The 18982-nt window shown below is 40.2% G+C and carries 16 protein-coding genes and 1 pseudogene; 11 read left to right on the forward strand and 6 right to left on the reverse strand.

Features of this window, described 5'->3' with window-relative positions; all coding sequences use genetic code 11:
* The first annotated feature begins 33 nt into the window (after positions 1-33).
* The 4 genes from K348_RS0109765 to K348_RS0109780 all read left to right on the forward strand — a co-directional run bounded on the left by K348_RS0109765 (position 34) and on the right by K348_RS0109780 (position 6521).
* On the forward strand, positions 34-642 hold the full coding sequence (locus tag K348_RS0109765; protein WP_029904787.1) for a porin family protein: 609 nt from the start codon (positions 34-36) through the stop codon (positions 640-642).
* A 3-nt stretch (positions 643-645) separates the two neighbouring features.
* Positions 646-3087, forward strand: a complete 2442-nt coding sequence (gene priA, locus K348_RS0109770; RefSeq protein ID WP_029904788.1) for a primosomal protein N' — start codon at positions 646-648, stop codon at positions 3085-3087.
* A gap of 362 nt (positions 3088-3449) precedes the next feature.
* Entirely contained in the window at positions 3450-5327 is a 1878-nt protein-coding gene (locus K348_RS0109775) for an ABC-F family ATP-binding cassette domain-containing protein (RefSeq protein ID WP_029904789.1), read from the forward strand.
* A 12-nt stretch (positions 5328-5339) separates the two neighbouring features.
* The gene (locus tag K348_RS0109780) at positions 5340-6521 is read left to right on the forward strand and encodes an MFS transporter (RefSeq protein WP_029904790.1); all 1182 of its coding nucleotides are present in this window, start codon (positions 5340-5342) and stop codon (positions 6519-6521) included.
* On the opposite strand, the gene K348_RS0109785 is transcribed toward K348_RS0109780, so the two are convergent.
* Positions 6514-7284 (reverse strand): 4Fe-4S binding protein, encoded by a 771-nt coding sequence (locus K348_RS0109785; protein ID WP_029904791.1) that lies wholly within the window; start codon positions 7282-7284, stop codon positions 6514-6516. The genes K348_RS0109780 and K348_RS0109785 overlap by 8 nt on opposite strands.
* Positions 7285-7323: 39 nt before the next feature.
* Entirely contained in the window at positions 7324-7968 is a 645-nt protein-coding gene (locus tag K348_RS0109790) for a hypothetical protein (protein WP_029904792.1), read from the reverse strand.
* Between the two features lie 203 nt (positions 7969-8171).
* Here K348_RS0109790 and K348_RS0109795 point away from each other — a divergent pair, with 203 nt between their 5' ends.
* Entirely contained in the window at positions 8172-9557 is a 1386-nt protein-coding gene (locus tag K348_RS0109795; RefSeq protein ID WP_029904793.1) for a DUF6056 family protein, read from the forward strand.
* On the opposite strand, the gene K348_RS0109800 is transcribed toward K348_RS0109795, so the two are convergent.
* On the reverse strand, positions 9554-10201 hold the full coding sequence (locus tag K348_RS0109800; protein ID WP_029904794.1) for a LysE family translocator: 648 nt from the start codon (positions 10199-10201) through the stop codon (positions 9554-9556). The two genes, K348_RS0109795 and K348_RS0109800, sit on opposite strands and share 4 nt — an antisense overlap.
* Before the next feature lie 558 nt (positions 10202-10759).
* On the opposite strand from K348_RS0109800, the gene K348_RS0109805 reads away from it, so the two are divergent.
* From K348_RS0109805 to K348_RS0109815, 3 genes are read left to right on the forward strand one after another with little or no spacing between them, the layout of a single operon-like run.
* Complete coding sequence (locus K348_RS0109805; protein ID WP_036930412.1) at positions 10760-13144, forward strand: transglycosylase domain-containing protein; 2385 nt, start codon at positions 10760-10762, stop codon at positions 13142-13144.
* A gap of 45 nt (positions 13145-13189) precedes the next feature.
* Positions 13190-13783 (forward strand): CD225/dispanin family protein, encoded by a 594-nt coding sequence (locus K348_RS0109810; RefSeq protein ID WP_029904796.1) that lies wholly within the window; start codon positions 13190-13192, stop codon positions 13781-13783.
* On the forward strand, positions 13784-14176 hold the full coding sequence (locus K348_RS0109815; RefSeq protein ID WP_231496769.1) for a DUF2752 domain-containing protein: 393 nt from the start codon (positions 13784-13786) through the stop codon (positions 14174-14176). It abuts the gene before it with no gap.
* Between the two features lies 1 nt (position 14177).
* Here K348_RS0109815 and K348_RS0109820 read toward each other — a convergent pair whose 3' ends face one another.
* From K348_RS0109820 to K348_RS0109830, 3 genes are read right to left on the reverse strand one after another with little or no spacing between them, the layout of a single operon-like run.
* Positions 14178-15098, reverse strand: coding sequence for a TraB/GumN family protein (locus K348_RS0109820; RefSeq protein WP_029904798.1), 921 nt, complete (start codon positions 15096-15098; stop codon positions 14178-14180).
* Positions 15099-15121: 23 nt separating this feature from the next.
* Entirely contained in the window at positions 15122-15706 is a 585-nt protein-coding gene (locus K348_RS0109825) for a hypothetical protein (protein WP_029904799.1), read from the reverse strand.
* Positions 15707-15711: 5 nt separating this feature from the next.
* On the reverse strand, positions 15712-16200 hold the full coding sequence (locus tag K348_RS0109830; RefSeq protein ID WP_029904800.1) for an RNA polymerase sigma factor: 489 nt from the start codon (positions 16198-16200) through the stop codon (positions 15712-15714).
* A 234-nt stretch (positions 16201-16434) separates the two neighbouring features.
* Between K348_RS0109830 and K348_RS0109835 the strand changes: the two genes are divergently transcribed.
* From K348_RS0109835 to lptB, 3 genes and pseudogenes are all read left to right on the forward strand, one after another.
* On the forward strand, positions 16435-17004 hold the full coding sequence (locus K348_RS0109835) for a peptide deformylase (protein WP_036930416.1): 570 nt from the start codon (positions 16435-16437) through the stop codon (positions 17002-17004).
* A gap of 122 nt (positions 17005-17126) precedes the next feature.
* Entirely contained in the window at positions 17127-18146 is a 1020-nt protein-coding gene (locus tag K348_RS0109840) for a branched-chain amino acid aminotransferase (protein ID WP_029904802.1), read from the forward strand.
* Between the two features lie 27 nt (positions 18147-18173).
* Positions 18174-18923: pseudogene (gene lptB, locus K348_RS0109845) on the forward strand (LPS export ABC transporter ATP-binding protein); the annotation flags it as partial.
* Positions 18924-18982 lie beyond the last annotated feature (59 nt).

Here is an 18982-nt window from a genome sequence, read left to right on the forward strand (position 1 = left end):
TTGAAATATTAAAAATCACAAAACTAAAAAATTATGAAAACTAAATACTCTTTCGCTTTAGGACTAGTATTGTTGCTGAGCATTTTAAGTATATCCCCGGTTTTTTCCCAGATCGTAAGATATGGACTGAAAGCAGGAGTAGACGTTGCTGACCATAAGGTGAATTCAAACATATTGAATGTAAAGAACCGCGTGGGCTTCCAGATAGGCGGTACACTGGAACTTAATGTGCCATTGACCGGGTTCGGAGTGGAAACGGGCTTGTCTTACGGAAATAAAAACTACAATGTAGACAATGTTGAAAAACAAGGAGATATCAAAAACCTGAATTACCTGACTGTACCTATCAGCCTGAAAAAAAGATTTTCTATCCTCGGTGTTGCCGGAATCTATGTTTCAGCCGGTGTGTATGGCAATCTGCGACTTGGCGGCGGAGAACTTACAATCGACGGAGTAGAATATGGTCAGAAGAAAGCACAGACAGGCTTCGTTGCGGGTCTGGGAGTAAGCCTGCTTAATCATCTCGACTTGGGAATGAATTACCGTTATAAATTTACAGATACTTACGATCAGGAAGCTGCTCATGATTTCAGAAAGGTCGATAGACAGACCTGGACTGTAAGTCTGGCATACCTATTCTGATAAATGATATTATACGCCGACGTAGTATTACCTCTTCCGTTACAAGGACTTTATACCTATATCATCCCGCATGAATTTGCCTCATCGGTAAAAGAAGGTAGCCGAGTAATTGTACAATTCGGCAAGAAGAAATATTATACGGCGATAGTCTTCAAGATATATAAATCGGAAGAAAAGAAAACTCCGGTTAAAGAACTAACTTCGATTCTCGAAGATTACCCGATAGTGACCCGTTCCCAGCTTAAATTCTGGGAATGGGTTTCATTTTATTATATGTGTTCTCTCGGGGACGTCTACCGGGCAGCACTCCCGTCCGCTCTGAAACTGGAAAGTGAAACACATGTCTTTCTGAATCCGGATTTCGAAGCGGCAGAACCGTTTACACCAAATGAGCAGAAAATTTTTTACTTTTTATCTGCGGATAAAGCTAAGACAATAACCGAGATAGAAAAACATACCGGAATATCGAATGCGATTAACGCTGTAAAATCATTGGTGGATAAAGGGGCTGCATTTATCGATGAAAATATCCGTAACTTTTATTCACCAAGGAATATATCAGCAGTCAGGCTTCCATCGGATTACAGCGATAACGAATTAAGCGATATTTTAGACAATCTAAAACGGTCGAAAAAGCAGCAGCATTTGTTATCTGTTTTCTTGCATCTTAGAAATGAAAATAAAGTTATTCTGAAAAAGCATCTGTTAGAAGAGGCATCTGCTACAGCATCTGTATTATCGGAACTGTTAAAAAAGAATATACTCGAAGTATATAATATAGAAACAAGCCGCTTCGATTATGGAGATACGGACTTGGATTCTGCCTTTGCTCTAAATTCGTATCAACTGGAAGCTTACGAAGAGATAAAGGAATCCTTTAAGGAAAAGGATACGACATTGCTGTATGGGGTTACGTCGAGCGGAAAGACCGAAATATATATTAAATTAATCACGGATATTATCAATCAGGGTAAACAGGTACTTTATCTGCTGCCGGAGATAGCGCTTACCACCCAGATTACAAACCGGTTAAAAACCGTATTCGGAAATAAACTCGCTGTATATCATTCCCGTTTTAACGATAACGAGCGCGCCGAAACATGGAAAAACCTGCTTAAAAACGGTGAAACGCAAGTCGTTCTTGGCGCACGCTCTGCTATATTTCTTCCTTTCTCAGACCTTGGGTTAATCATCATCGATGAAGAACATGAAAGTTCGTATAAGCAACAGGAACCGGCTCCCCGTTACCATGCGCGTAATGCGGCGATTGTTCTTGCAGGCATATTTAAGGCAAAAGTACTGCTGGGAACGGCCACTCCGTCTATAGAAACATACACTAATGCGCTACAGGGCAGATATGGTCTGGTGCGCCTTACAAAAAGGCATGAAGATATTGCACTCCCGCAAATTGCTGTGATTAACACGAAGGAGTTAAGACGGAAGAAGCAGATGAAGTCGATTCTTTCCCCACCGCTTATCGATGAGGTCAGAGAAGCACTGGCAAAGAAAGAGCAAATAATTCTTTTTCAGAACAGGCGCGGATTTTCTTCGATGCTGGAATGCAAGAACTGTTCATGGACGCCTCATTGCCTGCATTGCGATGTCAGCCTCACTTATCATAAAGGGCAGCGGATGCTCGTTTGCCATTATTGCGGGGCAACCTACCGCGTACCGGAAGTTTGTGAAGAATGTAAGACCCCGACACTCGAGTTTCTAGGTTATGGAACAGAGCGGATTGAAGAAGAGGTCGAATCGTTTTTTCCGGATACGGCAATAGCTCGTATGGATTTAGATACTACAAGGGGCAAAAGGTCTTACGAACAGATAATATCCAACTTTGAAGAAAACAGGACAAATATACTCATCGGTACGCAGATGGTATCGAAAGGCCTTGATTTTGATAACGTGTCTGTTGTAGGTATTCTGAATGCCGATAACTTACTGAACTATCCCGATTTCCGCGCATATGAAAAAGCATTCCAGCTTATGACTCAGGTGAGTGGCCGTGCAGGACGCAAGAATAAACAGGGGCTAGTCATGCTCCAGACTTCGCACCCGTCGCATCCGGTTATCAATTGTATAAAAAACAATGATTACGAATCGTTCTATACTGCCCAGATGCAGGAACGCAAAGTGTTTCGCTATCCGCCTTTCTTCCGCCTGATAAATATTATAGTCAGAGGACGAGAGGAAAATATTACCGAGAGGGCTGCAAAACAATTTGCAGAAGCACTGCGACAATCATTCGGTGAGAGGATTCTGGGGCCGGGCAAGCCACCTGTTTCAAGAATCCAATCATTATATATCCGTAATATTTTAATAAAGATTGAGAATAATGCTTCTATACAGAAAGTCCGAGAGATTATTTATACTCATCAGGCTGCGGTATTTTGCAATAATGAATTCAAATCTGTTATTCTGCACTACGATGTAGACCCTGTATGATATACGCTTCGTGTTTTTATTCACATTTCTACCCAACAATTTAAATAATTAATAGCGAAACTTTATCTATAATAAGGAGCTGTTAGCTTATAGTTCTTTGAATTGAAATATTAGACACAAGTAAACCAGTAAACGAGTAGACAAGTTTTTAATCTGTATCTCGTATCTTGTTTGCTTGTCTACTAAAACATCTGTTACTTTTGTTACTTTTTAACAAAATATAGTTAAGGAATGTAAAATAAATTAGGAGTTGGAAGTTATGAGTTTTGTGTTATCATTTAGTGTCATTGGCACATTGGCACATTTACTAATTTACACATTGATTTCTGTTACTTTTGTTACCTTTGCAAAAATTATTTTCTATGGCATCTATTTTACAGGTAGACGGACTTACAAAAAGCTTTGGAGATTTGGTTCTGTTTCGCGAAATATCTTTCGGAATAGCCGAGGGAGAACGAATCGGCCTGATAGCTAAAAACGGCTCTGGAAAGACTACCCTACTCAATATACTTACAGGCAAAGAATCACACGACAACGGCGCTGTTGTATTCCGTCGGGATATTCGTGTGGCTTATCTCGAGCAAGACCCGATATATCCCGGAGAACTGACCGTATTGCAAGCCTGTTTCCAATCGGGTAATGAGATAACAGACCTGATTGCAGAATATGAGAAGGTTATCAATTCTAAAGACCAATCCAATCTGGATGCTATACTGCAAAAGATGGATATATTGCAGGCCTGGGATTATGAGCACCGTGCCAAACAGATTCTGGGTCAATTGAAAATCACGGATTTCGACCAGAAAATTTCCGAACTTTCGGGGGGACAGCTTAAGCGTGTAGCTCTTGCCAATGTCCTTATTACAGAACCCGACCTGATTATACTGGACGAGCCGACCAATCACCTCGACCTCGATATGGTGGAATGGCTGGAAGAATACCTGCAGCGTTCGCGCCTCAGCCTGCTGATGGTAACGCACGACCGTTATTTCCTCGACCGTGTCTGTAATGAGATTATTGAGATAGACCAGCAACAGATATATCAGTATAAGGGGAATTATTCTTATTATCTGGAAAAACGGGACGAACGCATCAGCGCACAAAATGCAGAATTAGACCGCGCCAATAATTTACTCCGCAAAGAACTGGAATGGATGCGCCGTCAGCCACAGGCACGCGGTACGAAAGCCAAGTCGCGCATCGATGCATTTTATGATTTAGAGAAGAAAGCCCAGCAGGCACGTGACGCAGGCAATGTACAACTACAGATGAAAGGCTCGTATATCGGCAATAAGATATTCGAGGCACAGCATGTTTACAAATCGTTCGGGGATATCAAGATACTCGAAGACTTTAATTATGTCTTTGCCCGCTACGAGAAACTGGGAATTGTCGGCAATAACGGTACAGGAAAATCTACTTTCATAAAGATGCTGATGGGAGAAGTCGCTCCCGATAAAGGGCAATTCGATATCGGGGAAACGGTAAAATTCGGTTACTACAGTCAGGACGGGCTGAAGTTCGATGAACAGATGAAAGTACTGGATGTAATACAGAATATCGCAGAAGTTATCGACCTTGGAAATGGCAGCCGCCTGACGGCTTCACAATTCCTGCAACATTTCTTATTCCCACCCGAAAAGCAGCATAACTTTGTATACAAGCTTTCGGGAGGAGAAAAACGCCGCCTATATTTGTGTACCGTTTTGATAACTAATCCGAACTTCCTTGTACTGGATGAGCCGACAAACGATCTGGATATTGTAACACTTAATATACTGGAAGAGTATCTGCAGCAGTTCAAAGGATGCGTCATTGTTGTTTCGCACGACCGTTACTTTATGGATAAAGTTGTAGACCATCTGCTTGCGTTTCAGGGAAATGCCAATATAAAGGATTTTCCGGGTAATTATTCCGATTATCGCGAATGGAAAGAGATACAAGAAACTCTGGAAAAGGAAAAAGAATTGACAGCCAAACCAAAAGAGGAGAAGCCGCAGCCACAAGTTTCCAAAAAGGAAGAGAAGAAAAAATTGTCGTTCAAGGAAAGAAAAGAGTTTGAAGAACTGGATGCGCAAATACCTCAGCTGGAAGAGGAAAAGGCGAAACTGGAAACAGAGTTATCTAGTGGTACGCTCTCTAACGAAGAACTATTAAATAAATCGAACCGTATCAGCGTATTGATTGACGAAATAGACGAAAAAACAATGCGGTGGATGGAACTAAGTGAGTTGTTGTAGTGTTAATTTGCTATGGAACTAGAGGAAACTAAACCAAGACTTTGGTCGCTAAGCTATCTGAATGTTTGTCTTGCAAACTTTCTGATGGCATGTTCATTTAATCTGTTGATGCCGTCTATTCCGCTCTATATTACCGAGCAGATGGGAGTAGCGCAGTCAAAGACGGGTATTGTACTGGCATCTTATGCCATAGCCCTGATGTTTGTGCGACCGTTTTCGGGTTATCTGGTCGACTTACATTCACGAAAGAAAATCCTGCTGATCGCTTTTTCGTGCTATGTATTGATTTTCTTCGGTTATTTCTGGGCTACCACAGTAATGCTATTTGTTCTCGTAAGGTTTCTGCACGGTATCACATGGGGGTTATCGACAGTTTCATCGAGCACACTGGCAATAGACGTCGTACCGTCCGAGCGACGCGCCGAAGGAATAGGCTATTACGGTACATTTATGAATGTGGCAATGGCAATAGGGCCGTTTGTAGCAATACATATATATAACAGCTGGGGATTCGATACTTTACTTTGGTGTGCTATAGGAATGGGTGCATTGGGAATTCTTGCAACAGCACTGATAAAAGCACCGACAAAACCGAAAATCGAACAACCGCAGAAAATGTCGCTTGACCGTTTCTTTTTATTAAAGGGATGGCCGATTTTCCTCAATCAGTTGCTTCCTTGTTTTGCATGGGGCACAATAGGGCCATTCGTAGCGCAATACGGAAAAGAGATAGGAATCTTCAATGCCGGAATATTCTTCTTATTCTGGGCAGGAGGTATTATTGCTTCACGTGTATTTGCAGGCAAGCTTGTCGACAAAGGAAAAATACATCAGGTGAATGTTTCCGCAATGGCCATTGTGGCTATAGCATTCTTCACCTTTGCCACGATACACAATATTTATGCCTTTTGCATATCGGGTCTGTTTATCGGAGTAGGTTTCGGAATGATGTTCCCTGCCCTGCAGACACTATATATCAACCTTGCTGAAAACAGCCAGCGCGGTACAGCCAATTCAACATACCTGATAGGTTTCGACCTCGGACTGGCAATCGGCATGTTGCTTGGAGGGTATATTACAGGATATTTTTCTTTCAATACTTTATACCTGATAGCCTCAGGCCTATGCCTAATAAGTATTGTTATTTACTGGACTTCATCGAGAGTTGTGTTCGAAAAAAAGCGGCTCAGGTAAAGAAGATATCAGGTTCTTTCCGTTCTGCATAGCTGGATTCGAACTTTTTTCGAACCATATTATAGACTAATCCTTTAAACCGTCGCGATTGTTTTGGGCAAGCCGCGATACACCGTGCGCAGGCGATACAGATATCCTTATTCGTCTTTTTAGGATTACCTTCAGGTATAGCATGTGTAGGGCATAACTTTACACAGGTACCGCAATTATCACATGTTGAATCGGCTTTTGGAACAAAGGGAATATTAGACGGCTCCCTGTAAGGGTGGTTTCCTCTAACTTTCAACTCCTTATCTTCATCTATATTCAGATTTAAGAACTCTGAATAACATTTCTCCCCGAACTCCATTAATTGAAGTTTATCCTGATCATCAGGACGGTTCTCGGCTATTTTGGGAAATATAGAATGACGTGCTATAAATGCTGCTCCTGCAAACGGAATGAATCCATTTTCCTTCGATAAATCTGCCAATTCCAGCAAAGCATCATCATAATCACGATTGCCATACACGCAGACCAAAACAGCCGGTGTATTTTCTCCTTTTATCTTCTGAAAAATATCGACAAAAGGTGCCGGAACTCTTCCCGAATACACTGGAACACCTAATATAACAAGGTCCTCCTTTCCGAAGAGCAGAGGCTCTCCTACTCCCTGAGTAATGTCATATTCCTTTGCGGGGCTTGCAATTCCTTTTCCTATAATCCGTAGAATTTTACGTGTCGAAAATGCCGGGCTGTAATAAACTAAATGTACCTTTTCCATTTTGTAGATTTATATCTATGTGAGTGAAGGATGTAATAACTAATTGATCAGAACTTTATTGTCATTATTGACAGTAAATGACATTGTGTAATAAGTAACCGTCTGAGATTTGGAACCGTTTGCTTTTATCCCTGCCTTATGAGGAATACGAGTGGTGATTTCATTTTTTTTGACCTCTTTGCACTCAAACACACTGTCTTTATCCACAGGAGCAACTTCTACTGTAAACGAGCATTTTCTGTATTTTGATCTTGCATCGAAAGATATATAACGAATGTTCAGATAATTATATGCTGGCGGAATCATAGCCAGAGCTTCCTTCAGATAAGATGACATTAATTTCAGTTCTATCTTATTTGGTATTTGCGGTTCTTGAGTCAATACCGTATCTCTTTTTGTAAGTATGCCGCCGAAATCATATTTCACATTTACTTTGATTCCATTATCGGGATCGACCCCGACAAAATTAATAAAATCAACGATGCTAGTACTGTCCGAACTGTTGAGAGTCAGATGCGTTATATTGAGATCGTCTCCTGCCAGAGAATCTATCAATTGCTGTATATACCCTAAACCGTTTTCCGTATCCATAATCATTTCTGCCCGGTTTAACTTGGAACAGCCCGGGAAAAGAAATATACAGATTAAAGATATTATCGGCAGATTATTAATTAATCTTTTCATTTAATTGTATGATCTTCAGAGTTATGTTTGCATTAAGATTTTAAAAGGCAAATAAATGCTAAGAATGTACTAATTTAATGAAAATTTTCAAATAATCCTCTGTTTCAGGCAGTAAAACAATTGGAAAAAGATTTGTATGAATGATTATTCAGAGATTGCCCCTTATATTTTTTATGCTACTTTTGTATATACAATCTTTGTGAATGAATACATCAACTGATATATTTGACCGCATCCTTAATTGTACAAAAGGATTTTACTCCGGCATAGAATCGCAGGTAATAAAAATAAATAATAGTAAATCTCAAAAAGCGATTTGCTGGATTATTGTTATTACTATATGTTTTTCAGCCCTGCTTGTTCTAAACCTACTCACACCCCTGATTTCGGATGACTTCTCTTATATGTTCATCTACGGAGAAAATACACGCATCGCTTCTGTCAGTGATATAGTACAATCTCAGATAAATCATTATCATCTATGGGGTGGGCGTAGTGTGGCGCATTTTATAGCACAGGTTTTGTTGTTGCTGCCTTCGTATATAACCGATCTGGTAACCTCAGTTGTTTATATGCTATATGTGGTTTTAATTTATTATCACATCAAAGGACATAGTAAACACAGCCTATCCTTATTCATAGTAATCAATCTTGCCATATGGTTTTTGCAACCTGTATTTGGAGATACGATTCTATGGATCACCGGCTCGGCTAATTATTTATGGTGTACTTTCATTATCCTGTTATTCTTACTGCCATACCGTTTATACAAAGGTAATAAGCAAAATATTCCGATAAGTGTATTATCTTCTTTTGTCCTTCTTGTATCAGGAATAATAGCAGGCTGGACAAATGAAAATACGGCCGGAGCCATGATCCTGATAATTATTCTCTTTTTCTTTTATTACAGATCGAAGAACATTAAAATTCCCGTATGGGGAATATGCGGTCTGATCGGAGCAATTGCAGGATATGCCATATTGATATTTGCTCCCGGAAATCTGGAAAGAGCCGGAGAATCAGCAATAACATTTTATACTGTTATTTACCGGATATTTAATTGTACACTAACATTCTTCTTCTACTCGGGAACGGCACTGTTGGTTTGTCTGATTACTTTCATACTATACAATAAATTTCACAGGGAAGAAAAGAATAATAAATTCAAACTAAGCCTTATATATTTCATTGCTGCTATTGCTGCTGTGTATGCTATGTTATTCTCCCCCACCTTCCCGCGCAGGGCACTGTTTGGTGTAGTCACTTTTCTTATAATAGGGGCAGGAATATTATATTATAATCTGGATTTCCGACATAGATTTCTCCGACAGTTACGAATGGCTGTTATAGCAATTGGACTCATCTGCTTTACTTTTACTTTCTATCTGGCTGCTAAAGACATTAATATTTTCAGGAATATGATGCTGGAAAGGGAAGCTAAAATTGATGCTGCTAAAAAAGCAAACGCTTCTTCCTGTGAATTTGAAAGGTATGAAGGAAGTACATTTATACACGGAGAAGACCCTTTTTCAGCCGAACTGATGAGTCGCTACTATGGAATAGAAATCAGATTTAAAAATCAGGATTAGAAGATATCGATACCCATCAGGGAGCCCGTAATAATACCCGCGATTCCTAATCCGATAAGAAGAAGGCCAATAATTCTATTAAATATCTGCAGTCCGCGTGGATTGAATCTGCTCCTGAGCTTATTTACGAAATAAGTGACCCAAAGCCACCAAAGGAAAGCGCCAATACCGATAAATAAGATAGTTATAAGGTCGTAACCGAAAGGTTTCGTGGAATCGATAACATTGAACCGGGCAAATAAGGCTATGTAAAGAAACAGAGTTGCAATATTGGAAACCGTAAGAATAAGTGACGAGACAAACACCTTCCATGCCGACATTGTGTTCTCTTTCAGTTTTGCAAGATTTCTCGAAGGGTTTTTATTATAGACAATATATCCGAAAACAATAAGTATAATACTACCCACGACCTTTAGCGGTCCTTCGTGTTGCTGGATAAATTCCGTACTAAATCCCAACCCAAGTGCAGCAATAATCGCAAGCAAAGCTATAAGCATATCTCCTGCCACCGCCCCAAGACCGGTAATCAATCCGTTTTTCCTGCCTTCGTTCAGGGTACGTTGCACACACAACATACCAACAGGCCCCATAGGAGCTGATGACAGGAAGCCGATAAATAATCCTTTTATAATGATGTAAACCATTAAGTACCTTTTATAACAGCCGTTTCTCCTTTGTAAAGAATGTTTGCAACAATTTTTTACCGAACAACTGACTGTTCTATAGTGCAAAGATAGTACCAAAATCCCGGAAACATATACAATAGAGGTCAAAAGCAAGTGATTTGTTATACATTTTTAATCTAATGACACAGGCATGTTAAATATATAAGGTTTATTTTCAACAGAATACATATGGTATATAAATACTCAATGATTAAAATGATAGGCTCCCATATTCATTATACCGATATCCGGTGTAAATAAAAGAGATAATTTCCCTGATTAATTTTTCTGCTTTATTTATTATTGAGTAAATTGCGACCGTTTTTCCTATACAGAAACTATTATAAAACAATATCAAGGTGAAGACTGTCTCTATTCTGAACTTTAACAAAATATACAAGACTGTTATAGAACCCGTAATATATTAAAAATCATGAATTATAATGTCAGCGGCAAATGAACCATTTAAGTTTTTTTATCTACGATATTGAAACGTTTTATTTAAATTTGCAGACTGATTAGATTTACACTTACTATATGGACGATAAGAAAGCGAAATCGAAAAAAAATAAACTTTCCGGCAAATTCTCATCCAAGAAAATTGTAAAAAAACTATGGATTGCTTTTGCCTGTATTGTTGTATTAATAATAGGACTATTTGCAGGAATAGGGGTAGGCGTCATCGGGTATATGCCGGATGTGGAAGAACTGGAAAACCCTATCGATAAATATGCATCTCAGATATATTCTTCGGATGCCGTGCTTCTCGGCACGTATTCGCAAGCAAAAAACAACCGTATATATTCCAATTACAGTGATCTTTCGCCATACCTAGTACAGGCCCTTGTAGCTACCGAAGATGCCCGTTATTATTCTCACTCGGGTATCGATGTATATGCACTGGCACGCGCAGTAGTCAAGACTGTAATATTACAGCAATCGAGCGGTGGTGGCGGCAGTACAATCACACAGCAGTTGGCAAAGCTGCTTTATTCTCCTCCGGCCGAAAACTGGATGGTGCGTGTTTTCCTGCGAAAGCCTATCGAATGGGTTATTGCTGTTAAGCTGGAACGATATTACACCAAAGACGAAATTGTAAACCTGTATCTGAATCAGTTCGACTTTCTCAATAATGCCGTAGGCATTCAGTCTGCATCACAGGTATATTTTAATAAAACGCCGAAAGACCTGACTATCGAAGAAGCGGCTACACTGATCGGCATGTGTAAAAATCCTTCTTATTTCAATCCGAGAAGGCATGGTGAACGCACACAGGGACGACGCAATGTGGTGCTCGATCAAATGCGAAAAAATAAATACATTACACAACATCAATATGATTCACTGAAACTGATACCATTAAAACTTGATTTCAGAAGAGTAGATCATAAAGACGGGCTTGCACCCTATTTCAGGGAATATCTGCGCCTGACCTTAAATGCAAAGAAGCCTGATAGGGCAAATTATGCATCGTGGCAAAAAGACCAATTCACCATCGATTCTATAAACTGGGAAACCAACCCGATGTACGGTTGGTGTAATAAGGTAAAAAAACCGGACGGATCAGCTTACAATCTGGCAACCGACGGACTTAAGATATATGCAACAATAGACTCCCGTATGCAGCAATATGCAGAAGAGGCGATGACCGAACATATGAGCAAAGAAATACAGCCGGATTTCGACAGGGAAAAAAGAGGCAGATCGTATGCCCCATATTCTTATTCTGTAGCCAAACAGGTAGACACATTACTACATAAAGCAATGAGAAATACAGACAGATACAGGGCTATGAAAAAAGGCGGTGCTTCCGAAAAGGAAATAATGGCAGCATTCAGAAAGCCTGTAGAAATGAAAGTATTCTCGTGGAGAGGCGAAATAGATACCATTATGACGCCGCTCGATTCGGTACGTTATCATAAAGGATTTCTCCGTTCAGGATTTATGGCAATGGATACGCACACCGGATATGTAAAAGCGTACGTAGGCGGAATAGACTACCGCTACTTCCAGTACGACATGGTAAATATGGGACGCCGTCAGGTTGGATCGACTATAAAGCCATATCTCTATGCCCTGTCTATGCAGGAAGGTATGACGCCTTGCGACCAGATGCAATACGAGCAGCAGGTTCTGGTAGATGAAATCGGCCGTACACATCCGCCACGAGGACTGAGAGCATCGAAGGTAGGAGAAATGGTCAGCATAAAATGGGGGCTGCAAAACTCCGATAATATGGTTACTGCATACCTGATGAACAGGACATCACCCTATGCTTTTGCACGGTTCCTGCGTTCTTTTGGATTGACAGGCCATATTGATCCGGTACCGGCCATGTGCCTGGGAACACCGGAAGTAACAGTTGCGGAAATGGTAGCTGCATATTCGGCTTTTGCCAATAAAGGTGTTCGCGCAAACCCGATATATATTACACACATAGAAGACCGGAGCGGAAATATCATAGCCAACTTTACTCCAAAATTGGATGAAGTATTCGGAGAAGGCACTTATGTAAAAATGATCGATATGCTTCGCGGTGTTATCGACGGTGGTACCGGAGGCCGAGTAAGACGCAATTATGGAATAACCGCACCAATGGGAGGCAAAACAGGTACGACACAGAATAATTCCGACGGATGGTTTATGGGCTTCACCCCTACCCTTTCTGCCGGTTGCTGGGTTGGCGGTGAAGAACGTGCCATACACTTCGACCGTACTACCGACGGACAAGGTGCCGCCATGGCTCTTCCTATTTATGGCCTTTTTATGAAAAAAGTATATGCCGACCCTAAGCTGGGTTATAAGCAAACCGAACAGTTCGGAACAGTTTCGGGATATGGTGTTTGTGATAAGATAACAGAAGATATTCCGGATGCTCCTGCTCCTTCGACGGCTGTAGGCATCGATAAGATGTTTAATTAAAAGAATATTTTCCTAAATCAACCCGAGCTTTACAAATCTTAGAACATGATAAAATACTATTATATAGACGATATATCGAAACAGCAATGCGGCCCGTTTCCGATAACAGAGTTGACAACAAAGAGGATTCGCCCCGAAACAATGGTGTGGAGATCGGGAATGGCCGACTGGGCGAATGCGGGAAGCATTCAGGAACTGTCTTTTTTATTCGATACTAAAATACCTGTACCCGAGGAAAAGAAAGAACCTGTAAGACCAAAACCGGAAGTACCTGTCAATACCGTCAATCCTCAGCCGCAAGCGGTACGGCCTCAGCCTGCACCTGCAAGCAATCCGCAAGCTAATTATAATAACCGACCGAGCGATAATCAGGAAAGATGGAACGATATATTGCCTATGCCAAAGAACTGGCTGGTAGAATCGATCCTGTTGTCTATATTCTGCTGCTCTCCTATCAGTGTAGTCGGTATCTTTTATGCATCGAGAGTTGAATCTCTGTATTATGCTAAAGATTATGACGGAGCTTCGCGGGCAGCCGAGAATGCAAAGAAATGGGCGTTAATAGGTATTCTTTTCCTCCCTGCATGCTATGTTATTTTTTCTATTTTCGGAGCAGTAATAATTGCAATGTTCAGTTAAGTGTCGGGTGAAATAAAATCAAAATATTTACCAAAGATACTCGTTATTAGTATTTTGCTTTTAATTGTAAGTATCGTTTATTACCTTTTCAGTCCCGAAGAATCCGTATTTTTTCCTCAATGTCCGTTCCATTCACTTACCGGATTGGATTGTCCGGGATGTGGCAGCCAGCGGGCAATACATCATTTATTACATCTACACATCAAAGATGCTTTTTTGAGTAATCCCCTTTTAATACTGGGAATACCTTATATTTTATTCTGCCTGTATCTGGAATACTTCGGTGGGAAACAAAAGCATCCCAGTATAAGGAAAATCCTATATAGCAGGAATGCTGTTTATGCTGTTTTAATTATTATTATCCTGTTCTGGATAGGCAGAAACCTTGTATAAATTATTTTACAGGTTCTACAGTATAACCTTTCTGAGCCAACTGGTTCAATAAGCCCTCTTCTCCTGCCAAATGCATCACACCAACAGCAACAAGGCTCGAAGCATCACTCATTATCTGAGGAAGTTTGAGCATCCATTTGTCATTTCGCTCCTTACCTAATGCATAAGCTTGTTTCTGTGACAATTGGCAAGGGTCATCCGGATTATTGAAAGTCAAGTCATATAGAGCGACCAGCTTACCGGCCCTGTAATATGTTTCGAACTTCTCTAATTGCTCCTTTGCCTGATCTACAGTTTTCGCTGCGCAAACCAACGCTTCGGCCTGTTCTTTTAACGGTTCGAAATCAAATAAAGCATAAATCTGATCTTCTACCGTTTCCAATCCCGAAACAGCCTTATTATTTTCTTTTGCTATCCGTTGAACATACAAGTCGATCGGTTCGTGCGACATGGGATTAAATCCCGGATAAAATTTTGAATAAAGTTTGATGGTAAAGGCTACAGAGATCATTCCCGGCTTGAACATCCCGAATTGATCCAGCCCCACTCCTATTATTGATTTGAGGCCTTCATCCAGTGTTGCATAATCTTCCTTTGACAATAATTTGTCATAAGTTTGTCCGGCCGGCATCATAGCAGCCTGCTGTACCTTTGCCTGCATAGCAGCCTGATCCGATAACAACAATTCACCTACTGTTTGTTGAGTATTCTTCATTGCATCTTTCAGTCCGGGTATGCTATCTACAAAACTTACATGCGTAAGGTGATGCGTCCCCAATATATACGAGGGCTGAGACAAGCCATTACCGGAAACTTTCCAAAGCAGCGCACCGTCAAATTGTTTCGCTTTCTGCGCCCAGCCGGCAGACACACTGAGAAAAAATAATATTACAGAAAAGATTACTGATGTAAGTGTTTTCATTTATTATAAAGATTAAAAATTAATCACTGATTATCTTTTTCAAATTCTTTTATTTCTTTAATCGAAGCTTCCAGTTTTTTTATATTTTTCGTGTACATATATTTATACAATATTAAAGTCACTGTGATACATAAAATAACAGCAGCAAAAAACTTGATAGCTACAATAGTCATAACACTGACAGAAGAATCGTCCGTATCAATTGTCAGATAAGAATAAGATGCAAAGAAAATAAATATGACAATCACGCCAACAATAATTTCCCTGTTTATATAAATCTTATACTTATTTACGTGTGACGATATCTCTAATATATTCATATTCACCACATTCAGTTTCTTCAAAAAGTTAAGTTTATATACTTGCCATATAAAACCCGATACCAATATACATGCGAGCATAACAAACAATGTAAAATGTATATTCCATGCAAGAATCAGTATCAATGAACAGGGTATAATCAGGAATAAACCTAATTTCTCATACCTCAACAGTTTTCCCAATGAACTGTGACCTTCATTAGAAATCATTTTCTGTATCTTTTCGTCATTAATGACAGGCTTTATATCAGTTTCCTGCCACGTTTTCTTTATATTGTCCAAATCCATAATGATCAGGTTTTTACGTTCGACATTTCTCTCAGTTTATCCTTTATACGGCTTATGCGTGTAGCTACATTGGTCAGCGTCAGTCCTGTTATCTCGGCAATCTCTTTATAGGATTTATCATCGAGATAAAGCAAAACCAAAGCGCGTTCTATTTTGCCCAAGCGGTTTATAAGTCTATAAAGTTCCTGTATTTCTTCTTTATTTTCAGTTACATCAGGTATATCCATCGAAATATCCACATATGTAATATTTTTCTTACTTCTGCGGTAAAACGACACACATGTATTCAATGCAATCCTGTATATCCATGTAGAATATTTACTCTCTCCCCTGAAAGACGGGAATGACTTCCACAGGTTGAGTACCACTTCCTGATAGAGGTCGCCTATCGGATGTTCAGCATCTGTATAAAAAGAGGTAACCTTGTAAATGATACCTTCATTCTGCCGTATCATTTCCAAAAACTGAGCATCCTCTTTTGCTTTATGCACCATCCTAAGAATAACGTTTTTAATTATTTGTCGCAATATCTAACGATAATGTCACATCCAATAGCTATTTTTTACTTTTTTAAACTAAAACTTATACGCTACCATCGTTTGATATCATTCAAATATAGTCTGTTTTTCGTACCTTTGTATCAAATCACAATTTTTATACCGGTGAAAAAAATAATTTTTGTGCTTTTCTTAAGCACGGTTCTTTTTGCTTGTAACTCAACAAAATATATGACTAATAAAGAAAAAACTATAACTAACAGTCACGGCGCGGATACCCCGTTCAGAGTCTTACAGACCGACAATTATGACGATTCCCTGTTTTTAAGACAAAAAAGTACGGATATAGATGTAAAAAACATTGCAGAAAATAAAGACTGGCAACATTTTATAGAACGTCTTAAGTTGACACTGGCAGTAGAATCGGGTGTCGGTATAGCCGCCCCGCAGGTAGGTGTAGCACGTAACCTGTTCCTTTTTATACGGATAGACCGTGCCAATAAAGCAGTTCAGGTAGCTATTAATCCACGTATAGTAAATTATTCAGATGAAACATTTTGCTTCGAAGGTGACGGATGCCTTTCTATCCCTGATTTGGCAGGAAGCACTAAACGTCATAAATGGATAGATGTGGAATATTATAACGAGAAAGGCGACTTCATTAAAGAACGCCTCTACGGAGCTTCCCGCGAAGGTGATTTTACAGGCGTGATTTTCCAGCATGAGTTTGACCATCTGTCAGGAATTTTATTTACCGACAGGCTGTTTGACTGTGCGGCAAGCCTGCATAGAAGCAAATAGGCAAGTACAAAAATAAAAATCAAACTAATTATCAATTTTATCATCCTTATATCACTGAAAATAGTATTTTTGTGGGATAAATAATTCTATCAATATTATTGACTGATAAAACTTTTACTAATATGAATACAATAGACTGGTCAAATCTGTCTTTCGGATATATAAAGACAGATTACAATGTGAGAAGCCACTACAAAGATGGCAAATGGAGTACACCAACCGAAACTACTTCGGAATCTATTGATATTCACATGGCAGCAACTTGCCTCCACTACGGTCAGGAAGCTTTCGAAGGACTGAAAGCGTTTAGGGGAAAAGACGGTAAAGTACGTATATTCAGAATGCGCGACAATGCTTTGCGTATGCAGTCGTCGAGCCACGGTATCCTGATGGAAGTACTTCCGGTAGAAATATTCGAAGAGGCTGTAGTAAAAGCAGTGAAACTGAATGAACGTTTCGTACCTCCTTACGGAAGCGGAGCATCATTATATATACGCCCTTTACTTATTGGTATGGGTGCGCAGGTAGGCGTAAAGCCGGCAAATGAATACCTGTTTCTGGTATTCGTTACGCCTGTAGGACCTTACTTCAAAGAAGGTTTCAAACCTACACCGGTAGTTATCCTGCGCGGGTATGACCGTGCTGCACCATTAGGAACAGGAACTGTAAAGATCGGCGGCAACTATGCAGCCAGTCTGGTAGCAGGAAATAAAGCCCACGAAATGGGCTATTCTGCAGTATTGTATCTGGATGCAAAAGAGAAAAAATATCTGGACGAATGCGGTCCTGCTAATTTCTTCGGTATAAAAAACAATACATATATCACTCCTCTTTCAACTTCTATCCTACCGTCTATCACCAACAAGAGTCTTATGCAATTGGCTAAAGACACGGGAATGGCTGTAGAACAAAGACCGGTCTTGGAAGAAGAACTGGCTACGTTCGAAGAAGCGGGACAGGTAGGAACTGCGGCTGTTATCAGCCCGATATTGAGAGTGGATGATATAGATGAAAATAAATCATACGTAATATCCAAAGACGGTAATGCCGGCCCTGTCAGCACGAAACTCTATAACAAGCTGAAAGGCATACAGCAGGGTGACGAGCCGGACACTCACGGGTGGGTGACTGTTTTGGATTGATATATTCTAAAAACAGGCATAGAGCAAATGCAGGCAGAACAACATATGGTGCTACGCACCGAGAATCTTGTTAAACGATATAAATCGAGAACAGTCGTAAACCATGTTTCAATCGATGTGAAACAGGGAGAGATTGTAGGTTTACTCGGCCCCAACGGAGCGGGTAAAACTACTACGTTCTATATGACTGTAGGGCTTGTGATGCCGAATGAGGGAAAAATATTCCTGAACGAACAGGAAATAACAAAATTTCCTGTCTATAAACGGGCCCAGAACGGGATCGGGTATCTTGCCCAAGAAGCTTCTATTTTTCGCAAGATGACGGTAGAGGACAATATCCGCTCGATCCTCGAGATGACAAAAACTTCACCTGCCTATCAAAAAGAAAAACTGGAAAGCCTGATAGAAGAATTCGGTCTGCAAAAAGTAAGGAAAAATCTGGGAGACAGGCTCTCGGGAGGAGAAAGACGCCGCTCGGAAATAGCCCGCTGTCTGGCTATCGACCCCAAATTCATCATGCTCGATGAGCCATTTGCCGGAGTAGACCCTATTGCCGTGCAGGACATCCAGGAAATAGTAGCAAAACTGAAATACAAGAATATCGGCATCCTCATCACCGACCACAATGTGGATGAAACCCTTAGTATTACCGACCGCGCCTATCTGCTTTTCGAAGGTAAAGTACTCTTTCAGGGAACGGCAGAAGAATTAGCCAATAATGAAATAGTACGGGAAAAATATCTGGGACGCGACTTCGAATTGAAACGCAGGAACTTCGAACACCTGAAAAATTCGGACGATGATGATGAGAGTAGCGGAATGGCCGATATCATACA

Source organism: Prevotella sp. 10(H) (genome assembly GCF_000711235.1).
Taxonomy (GTDB): Bacteria; Bacteroidota; Bacteroidia; order Bacteroidales; family Dysgonomonadaceae; genus Dysgonomonas.

Coding starts and splice junctions, on each gene's coding strand:
- K348_RS0109765 (WP_029904787.1), top strand. CDS start 34: ATGAAAACTAAATACTCTTTCGCTTTAGGACTAGTATTGTTGCTGAGC.
- K348_RS0109840 (WP_029904802.1), top strand. CDS start 17,127: ATGAATACAATAGACTGGTCAAATCTGTCTTTCGGATATATAAAGACA.
- K348_RS0109830 (WP_029904800.1), bottom strand. CDS start 16,200: ATGGTGCATAAAGCAAAAGAGGATGCTCAGTTTTTGGAAATGATACGG.
- K348_RS0109810 (WP_029904796.1), top strand. CDS start 13,190: ATGATAAAATACTATTATATAGACGATATATCGAAACAGCAATGCGGC.
- K348_RS0109820 (WP_029904798.1), bottom strand. CDS start 15,098: ATGAAAACACTTACATCAGTAATCTTTTCTGTAATATTATTTTTTCTC.
- K348_RS0109835 (WP_036930416.1), top strand. CDS start 16,435: ATGACTAATAAAGAAAAAACTATAACTAACAGTCACGGCGCGGATACC.
- K348_RS0109795 (WP_029904793.1), top strand. CDS start 8,172: ATGAATACATCAACTGATATATTTGACCGCATCCTTAATTGTACAAAA.
- K348_RS0109800 (WP_029904794.1), bottom strand. CDS start 10,201: ATGGTTTACATCATTATAAAAGGATTATTTATCGGCTTCCTGTCATCA.
- K348_RS0109790 (WP_029904792.1), bottom strand. CDS start 7,968: ATGAAAAGATTAATTAATAATCTGCCGATAATATCTTTAATCTGTATA.
- priA (WP_029904788.1), top strand. CDS start 646: ATGATATTATACGCCGACGTAGTATTACCTCTTCCGTTACAAGGACTT.
- K348_RS0109775 (WP_029904789.1), top strand. CDS start 3,450: ATGGCATCTATTTTACAGGTAGACGGACTTACAAAAAGCTTTGGAGAT.
- K348_RS0109825 (WP_029904799.1), bottom strand. CDS start 15,706: ATGGATTTGGACAATATAAAGAAAACGTGGCAGGAAACTGATATAAAG.
- K348_RS0109805 (WP_036930412.1), top strand. CDS start 10,760: ATGGACGATAAGAAAGCGAAATCGAAAAAAAATAAACTTTCCGGCAAA.
- K348_RS0109780 (WP_029904790.1), top strand. CDS start 5,340: ATGGAACTAGAGGAAACTAAACCAAGACTTTGGTCGCTAAGCTATCTG.
- K348_RS0109785 (WP_029904791.1), bottom strand. CDS start 7,284: ATGGAAAAGGTACATTTAGTTTATTACAGCCCGGCATTTTCGACACGT.